This is a genomic window from Corallococcus sp. AB049A, from assembly GCF_003668885.1.
Taxonomy (GTDB): domain Bacteria; phylum Myxococcota; class Myxococcia; order Myxococcales; family Myxococcaceae; genus Corallococcus; species Corallococcus interemptor.
Genome location: NZ_RAWL01000466.1, coordinates 1 through 6,389, shown reverse-complemented (window position 1 = coordinate 6,389; position 6,389 = coordinate 1). Strand labels below are relative to the sequence as shown.

The 6,389-nt window shown below is 70.6% G+C and carries 8 protein-coding genes; 3 read left to right on the top strand and 5 right to left on the bottom strand.

All coding sequences use genetic code 11. The features are described from left to right. The 3 genes from D7X55_RS33625 to D7X55_RS33615 all read right to left on the bottom strand — a co-directional run. Nucleotides 1-372 (bottom strand): PAS domain-containing protein (locus D7X55_RS33625; protein ID WP_368666514.1); only part of this gene is annotated, 372 nt, incomplete at its 3' end. A 202-nt stretch (nucleotides 373-574) separates the two neighbouring features. After that, on the bottom strand, nucleotides 575-718 hold the full coding sequence (locus D7X55_RS44915) for a hypothetical protein (RefSeq protein WP_233610228.1): 144 nt from the start codon (nucleotides 716-718) through the stop codon (nucleotides 575-577). Nucleotides 719-740: 22 nt separating this feature from the next. Then, nucleotides 741-1,373: an OsmC family protein gene (locus D7X55_RS33615; RefSeq protein WP_121725189.1), complete on the bottom strand. Its 633-nt coding sequence runs from the start codon at nucleotides 1,371-1,373 to the stop codon at nucleotides 741-743. A gap of 337 nt (nucleotides 1,374-1,710) precedes the next feature. Here D7X55_RS33615 and D7X55_RS33610 point away from each other — a divergent pair, with 337 nt between their 5' ends. Further along, the gene (locus tag D7X55_RS33610; protein ID WP_158626465.1) at nucleotides 1,711-2,214 is read left to right on the top strand and encodes an SRPBCC family protein; all 504 of its coding nucleotides are present in this window, start codon (nucleotides 1,711-1,713) and stop codon (nucleotides 2,212-2,214) included. A gap of 12 nt (nucleotides 2,215-2,226) precedes the next feature. Here D7X55_RS33610 and D7X55_RS33605 read toward each other — a convergent pair whose 3' ends face one another. Beyond that, nucleotides 2,227-3,666 (bottom strand): cytochrome-c peroxidase, encoded by a 1,440-nt coding sequence (locus tag D7X55_RS33605; RefSeq protein WP_120549885.1) that lies wholly within the window; start codon nucleotides 3,664-3,666, stop codon nucleotides 2,227-2,229. 183 nt (nucleotides 3,667-3,849) lie between these two features. Between D7X55_RS33605 and D7X55_RS33600 the strand changes: the two genes are divergently transcribed. After that, entirely contained in the window at nucleotides 3,850-4,677 is an 828-nt protein-coding gene (locus tag D7X55_RS33600) for a PPK2 family polyphosphate kinase (RefSeq protein WP_120549884.1), read from the top strand. Nucleotides 4,678-4,776: 99 nt separating this feature from the next. Continuing rightward, nucleotides 4,777-5,784: a fatty acid desaturase gene (locus D7X55_RS33595; RefSeq protein ID WP_120549883.1), complete on the top strand. Its 1,008-nt coding sequence runs from the start codon at nucleotides 4,777-4,779 to the stop codon at nucleotides 5,782-5,784. Between the two features lie 60 nt (nucleotides 5,785-5,844). Here the strand turns inward: D7X55_RS33595 and D7X55_RS33590 are convergent, their stop codons facing one another. Further along, nucleotides 5,845-6,312: a ferritin-like domain-containing protein gene (locus D7X55_RS33590; RefSeq protein WP_158616246.1), complete on the bottom strand. Its 468-nt coding sequence runs from the start codon at nucleotides 6,310-6,312 to the stop codon at nucleotides 5,845-5,847. Between the last annotated feature and the right edge of the window lie 77 nt (nucleotides 6,313-6,389).

The window sequence follows — 6,389 nt, the reverse complement described above, 5'->3', positions numbered from 1 at the left end:
GCCCAGGTGCGCCTCCACCGGCAGGCCGTTCATCGCGGCGAGCGCGGCGTTGACGTGCACGTAGCGCAGGTCGCGGTCGTAGTACGCGAAGCCCACCGGCGTGGTGTTCATCACCGCGTCGCTCAGCGCGCGCGCGTCTTCCACCTGCGTGCGCAGCCGGGCGCACTCGCGCTCACTCCGCGCCAGCGCGCGCAGGGCCACCGCCGCGCCCACCCCCGCCAGCACGAACGCGCTCACCGCCAGGAGGGCGATGCGCGCCGCCGGCGACTGGCTCGCGCTCAACGTCCCGGCACCGGCCAGGGCCATGAGCCCCGCGCACGCCGCGGCGACGGCGAGGAGCTTGAGGGTGGAGGTCGAGGATGACGTGGGCATGGCGCGCGACGTGCGCCTTCACTCTACGGTTCCTCGCATCGGCTTGCATCGGGGCGCGGCGGCAGCCAACCCAGACATTGGACGAAGATCCAGGAAGGCCGCCGGTCTCTTCCTGTCAGTGAAGACATTCAAACTCCGCGTGCGCCGCTCCGCGCGGCGAGCGTCCTCTCACCGCACGGTCCGGAGCCCCTCAGGCAGGCGGCTACGCGATGATCTTCGGCGGCCCCGGATGGTTGGGGTCGTGCGCGGGTGGATCCTGGATGCCCGGCTCCACCTCGGGGTCCTGCCGCGGTGGCGGCGGCTCCCGGCGCTGGGGCTCGCCCGGCGGTGGATCCTTCTCCGGCATGGGCGGCCGCGGCGGTTCGATCTCAGGCGTGGGCTTCGGCTCCGGTTCCTTCACCGGCTTCGTGGGTGGGTTCGTTTGTGGATTCGTCGGCATGGACTTCCACACTGCGCACGCCTCCTCCGCAGGGAACCGCCGTGTCCGCGCTGGCGCCGGGCGCTGCGTGGTTTTCGACAGGTGCCGGGGCGTCCCCACGGCGGGAGTGGGCCCAGACCTCCACCACCGGCTCGATGCGCGGGGTGAGCTGGAGCATGGTGCTGGGGAAGCAGCGCGCCGGCAGCCGTGAGAAGAGCCGCCGGGCGTCCTCCGCCTCCCGGAGGCTGGCCACGGCGACATGCGGCCGGACGATGAGGTCCGTGAAGTGGGCGGCCTCTTCAGGCCCGCCGCGCACCAGCCGGGCCGTGGCGGAGCTCTGGTAGAAGAGGATGCCCACGCCCGCCTCCCGCGCCCCGTCCAGGAACGCATGCAGCGTGCGCCCCTCCACCGCGGCCACCAGCAGCGCCTCCGGGTCCCACCGCCCGTCCTCCCTGCCGCCCCCCTGGCCGCACAGCGGCCGGCCAATGGGCACGGGGGGCGCATGGTCGCTCGTCAGCACGGCGCCCCGGTCCCCCTGCCAATACAGGCGCGTTTCGTACTCGGTGATGGAAGCGGAGGTCATCGGGCATCTCCTCGGCAAGGGCATGCACCTTGTGCCTTCAACAGCCATGCCGTGGCAATGCTTCACATCCCGTAGGACCATGCCCTGAGGGACGAGTCCCCCCAGGTAGGGTGGTGATCTCAGGGCCACACGCGCACCGGCCCGCGATGCGGAGCGCCATCAACCGCCCTTTTGGACGATTCCGCCTCCGCTGCCCTTGCTCCACATCACGCGCCGCAATGCCTGACATGGGGGACAGCATGGATTTGATTCGATGCGGTGGTGGGGGGCAGTGTTCGTTGACTGTTTGGCTTTGCGCGGGCTTCCAGGGCCGTACGGCGTGACGGGGCGCGGGTCCATGCACGAACGACGTGAGGCACCGATGGCCGAGGCCTATGCGAGTCAGCTCATCCAGGCACCCGCGGACGTCGTCTGGGACCGGGTGGGGGGCTTTGACAGCCTCCCGCGCTGGCACCCGGGCGTCGTCTCCAGCGAACGGGTGACGCGTCCCGACTCCGGCCTCCTGCGCCGGCTCACCACGCGCGACGGCGAGGTGTACCTGGAGGCGCGGCTGGAGCACGACCCGCACGCGCGCAGCTACGCGTATTCGATGGTGGAGGGCCCGCTGCCCGTGCGCGACTACGTGGCGAAGCTGCGGGTGACGCCGGTGACGGCGACAGGGCAGACCTTCGTGGAGTGGCACGCCACCTTCAACCTGGCGCCGGGGCACGAGGGGGAGGCGGCGGCGCTGTCCCAGTGGATCCGCGAGGAGTTCTTCGCGCGGGGCCTGCGGGGACTGGCGCACACCTTCCTGCCACCTCCGCCCCGGGTGTCAGCGCCGGAGCTGGAGTGGCGGCGCTGACGGACAGCCCTGTCACAGCCGCTGGAGGAAGCGCACCAGGTCCTGCTTCTGCGCGGGGCTGAGCGACTCCGGCGGCCCACCCGGGAACTCGGGCGGGTGCACCGGGAGCGCGCCCACGGAAGGGATGCCCGGGAGGATGAAGCGGCTGTACGTGTCCACGGCTTCCGCGAGCGTGGCGTGGCTGTTGTCGTGGAAGTACGGCGCGGTCCGGGCGATGCCGCGCAGGGACGGCACGTCGAAGGCCTCGAACTCCGCGGGGTCGCCGCTGATCAGCGCGCGGCCAGGGTCGGTGGAGTACCACTGGGCCGCCAGCGCGGGGCCCACGATGGGCGCGCCGTTCTCATCCAGCGCGGGGTTGATGTCGTCCGGGTGGCCGCTCGCGGTGACGGGGATGGGGGGCAGGTCCGTGACGGCGTGCTGACGCGTGCCGTCCGTGTAGAAGCGGAAGCGGTACTGGGGGAAGTCGACGGACATGTTGAAGAGGGGCACGACGCCGCGCTGGCCCAGGTACGTCATGTACGCGTAGCCGGCGTTCAGGAACTCACTGTGGGGGCGGGGCACGCGCACGGGTTCGGGCGGGCGGCCGGGCGCGACGGTGTACTGGATGTTGCCGTCGGGCTTGAGCGCGTAGAAAAGCGCGTCATGCGTGTCGCGGTTCACCACGCGGTTGCGGGTGCGGTCGCCGTGGCAGGCCTCGCAGGCCAGGTCGTAGACGGCGCGTCCCCGGCGCTCGGAGGCGTCGAGCAGGAGCAGGGCGTCCGGGTCCGGAATGGCGCTCAGCGGCCAGCCCCGCTCCAGCAGCTCCGACACGAAGAGGGCGCGCGGAGAGCTGAACACGCTGCGCTCGAAAGCGGCGATGCGCTGGAGCACGGGGAGCGCCACGGTCCCGCCCAGGCTGTGGCTGGTGACGGCGCTCTGGGCCTGCGTGACGAGGTCCGTCTCCCGGCCGTCGGCCTGGAAGGGGCCGGAGAAGGCCGTGTCCGCGATGCTCGGCACCGCGCGCCAGACGGACACCTTCCGGTCCGGGGCGGTGATGACGTTCCCCTGCACGTCAATGACATCCATGTTCGCGGGGAGGGGGAGCACCACCCGCACCAGCCCCTTCTTCAGGTGCTCGTAGGTGGGCACGGGGGCGGTGGGGTCGTCCGCGTCGATGCGGTGGAACAGCGGATCCGCGGGGTTCTTCGCCCAGAGGGATTCGACATGCGCGGGCGTGAGCGCGGTGTTGTCCGAAAGGACATGACAGGTCGCGCACGAGCGGCCGTTGGTGCCGGGCAGGGCCTCCTGGAAGTGCTTCCTGCCGGCGGCCGCCTGGGTCACGGACGCCAGCTCCGCCTGGGACGTCGCGAGCGCGGCGGTGGTCTCCACGGGTGCTTCGGTGCCGGTGCAGCCCGTAAGCCCCGCGAGCACGAAGGCCCCCACGGTGCTCGCGATGCGTCGTTGCCCTGCCATGTATTCCCCTCCCGGTTGCCTGGATGGAAGGGGAACACCGCGCGCTTCGCTTCGTGTCACCGGTCGTGTCACCGGAGCGGAGCCAGCTTCGAAAGGTTCGACCCGGACGTTCTGGCTTGGAACGGTGTGAATCCGCCTCCGCTCCAGGCAACCTGCCTGCCCAACTCTGGAGTGAAGGGGCCCATGGACATCATCCGCAACGACAAGCAGGGCGCGAAGGTGAAGCTGGAGCGCATCCCCACGACGCCGCCGAAGAAGGCGGACCGGGAGGAGGCGAAGGCGGAGTTCGACGCCCTGGGCGAGGAGCTGTTCGACCTGCAGGACCTGCTGTGGGGCGCGAAGATGAACTCCGTCCTCATCGTCCTGCAGGGGCGCGACACCGCCGGCAAGGACGGCACCATCAAGCACGTGGTGGGCAGCCTCAACCCGCGCGGAGTGAGCGTCACGTCCTTCGGCGTGCCCAGCACGGAGGAGCAGGAGCACGACTTCCTCTGGCGCGTGCACCGCGAGGCCCCGCGCAAGGGTGAGTTCTCCATCTTCAATCGCTCTCACTACGAGGACGTGCTCGTGGCCCGGGTGAACCGCCTGGTCCCGGAGGCGCTCTGGAAGTCGCGCTACCAGCACATCCGCGACTTCGAGACCCTGCTCTCCGAGCACGGCACCATCGTCCTCAAGTTCTTCCTCCACATCAGCCAGGAGGAGCAGGAGCAGCGGCTGCTGGCGCGCGAGGAGGAGCCGCGCAAGGCGTGGAAGATCGCCGCGGGGGACTGGGAGGACCGCAAGCACTGGGCGGACTACACGAAAGCCTACGAGGACGTGTTCGCCCGCACGTCCACCGCACAGGCGCCCTGGCATCTGGTGCCCTCGGACGCCAAGTGGTACCGCAACCTGGTGGTGGCCCGCGCCGTGGCGGAGGCCCTGCGCCCCTACCGGGAGACGTGGCAGGAGCGGCTGGATGCCGTAGGCAAGCAGAAGAAGGCGGAGCTGCGCGCCTGGCGCAAGAAGCGCTGACGCACGGCCTCTTGCGTCAACTCATGACGCGAAGGGGCTCTCTTCGCGCCGTGGGAAGCGCTGACCCGGCCGTGACATGGGGATGGGACAACGCTCCTCATGGAACGAACCTCGTCGCCATCGAGCAAGGACCTCATCGCCCGCACGCGAGCCTTCGCGGCCCAGGACACCGCGCGCTCCGTCTGGGCGCTCGTCTCCACCTACGCCGCGCTCGCGGGCGCGGTGGTGCTGGCGGTGGCCGCGCCCTGGTGGCCCCTGCGCATCGCGGGCGGCCTCATTGAAGCGCTGGTGCTGATCCGCTGCTTCATCCTCTTCCACGACGCGATGCACGGGGCGCTGTTGCCGAAGTCCCCGTGGGCGAAGGCGCTCTTCCAGGTGCAGGGGCTGCTCACGCTCACGCCCTCGCGCATCTGGAATGACACGCACAACCACCACCACGCCAACACCGCGCGCATCGCGGCGGACTCGGCGGGCACCTTCGTCACCTGGACCACGGAGCAGTGGCGCCAGGCCTCCGGCGCCCAGCGGCTGGGCTACGTGGTGGAGCGCCACCCGGTGACGCTGGCGCTGGGCTACTTCACCGCGTTCCTCTACAGCCTGTGCCTCCAGCCGTTCGTGAAGAACCCGAAGCGCTACTGGACGTCCGGACTGGCGCTGGCGCTGCACGTGGCCCTGTCCGCGGCCGTCTGGCACTTCTTCGGCCTGGGCGTCTACCTCACCGCCTTCGTGGGGCCGCTGATGGCCGCGTACGCGCTGGGCACGTACCTGTTCTACGCGCAGCACAACTTCGACGACGTGAGCATCCTGCCGGACGCCGCCTGGAACCACGCGGACGCGGCGCTGGAGGCCAGCAGCTACATGCGCTTCGGGCCGGTGATGGAATGGTTCACGGGCAACATCGGCTACCACCACGTGCACCACCTCAACCCGCGCATCCCGTTCTACCGGCTGCCGGAGGCGATGGCGTCCATCCCGGAGCTGCAGGGGCCGCACGTCACCACGCTCACGCTCAAGGACATCGTGGGCTGCCTGCGGCTCAACCTGTGGGATCCGTCGCTGAAGCGGATGGTGCGCTACCGCGACGCTCAGCCGGCGCCGGCCGCCTGAGAAGCCACGGCCCGGCGGGTCCGTTCAGGGCCCGCCCGAGGAACCCACCGGGCCGGGGTCTCAACGCTCCAGGAGCGCGAGCAGTGCACTGGCGTGGGCCTCCTCCTCGGCGAGGAGCTCCTCCAACAGCCGCCGCGTGACGGGGTCCTTGCCCGCGAAGGAGGGGAGCAGGTCGCGGTACGTCTCGATGGCGACGCGCTCCGCGGCCAGGTTCTCGCGGAGCAGCTCCACCAGCGTCCGCCCGTCTTCGTCGTGGATGTCACCGCGGGACATGAGTCCTCCAACGTTGAAGTCCGGCCGGCCGCCCAGCTGTTGGATGCGATCGGCGAGCCGGAGCGCGTGGTCCTGCTCGTCCCGGGCATGCAGTCCGAACACGGCCTTCATCGTGTCGTGACAGGCGCCCTGGGCCAGCAGCGCATGGCGTGTGTAGCGCCGCACGTTGACGACCTTGGACGCGAGCGCGGCGTTGAGCAGCGTGAGGCGCAGCCCCAGGTCTGCGTCGGTCGGCTGCGAATGCGGATCGGCCATGGCACTGCCTCCAGGCGGCTGCGTGTCCGGAAGCTGGGGGGCCCTGGCAGGGCCGTCCATCCCACCTGCCCCCGCGT

Excerpts from the sequence above, each read along its gene's own strand:
- D7X55_RS44915 (WP_233610228.1), bottom strand. The coding sequence starts at position 718 with ATGCCGGAGAAGGATCCACCGCCGGGCGAGCCCCAGCGCCGGGAGCCG.
- D7X55_RS33615 (WP_121725189.1), bottom strand. The coding sequence starts at position 1,373 with ATGACCTCCGCTTCCATCACCGAGTACGAAACGCGCCTGTATTGGCAG.
- D7X55_RS33610 (WP_158626465.1), top strand. The coding sequence starts at position 1,711 with ATGCACGAACGACGTGAGGCACCGATGGCCGAGGCCTATGCGAGTCAG.
- D7X55_RS33605 (WP_120549885.1), bottom strand. The coding sequence starts at position 3,666 with ATGGCAGGGCAACGACGCATCGCGAGCACCGTGGGGGCCTTCGTGCTC.
- D7X55_RS33600 (WP_120549884.1), top strand. The coding sequence starts at position 3,850 with ATGGACATCATCCGCAACGACAAGCAGGGCGCGAAGGTGAAGCTGGAG.
- D7X55_RS33595 (WP_120549883.1), top strand. The coding sequence starts at position 4,777 with ATGGAACGAACCTCGTCGCCATCGAGCAAGGACCTCATCGCCCGCACG.
- D7X55_RS33590 (WP_158616246.1), bottom strand. The coding sequence starts at position 6,312 with ATGGCCGATCCGCATTCGCAGCCGACCGACGCAGACCTGGGGCTGCGC.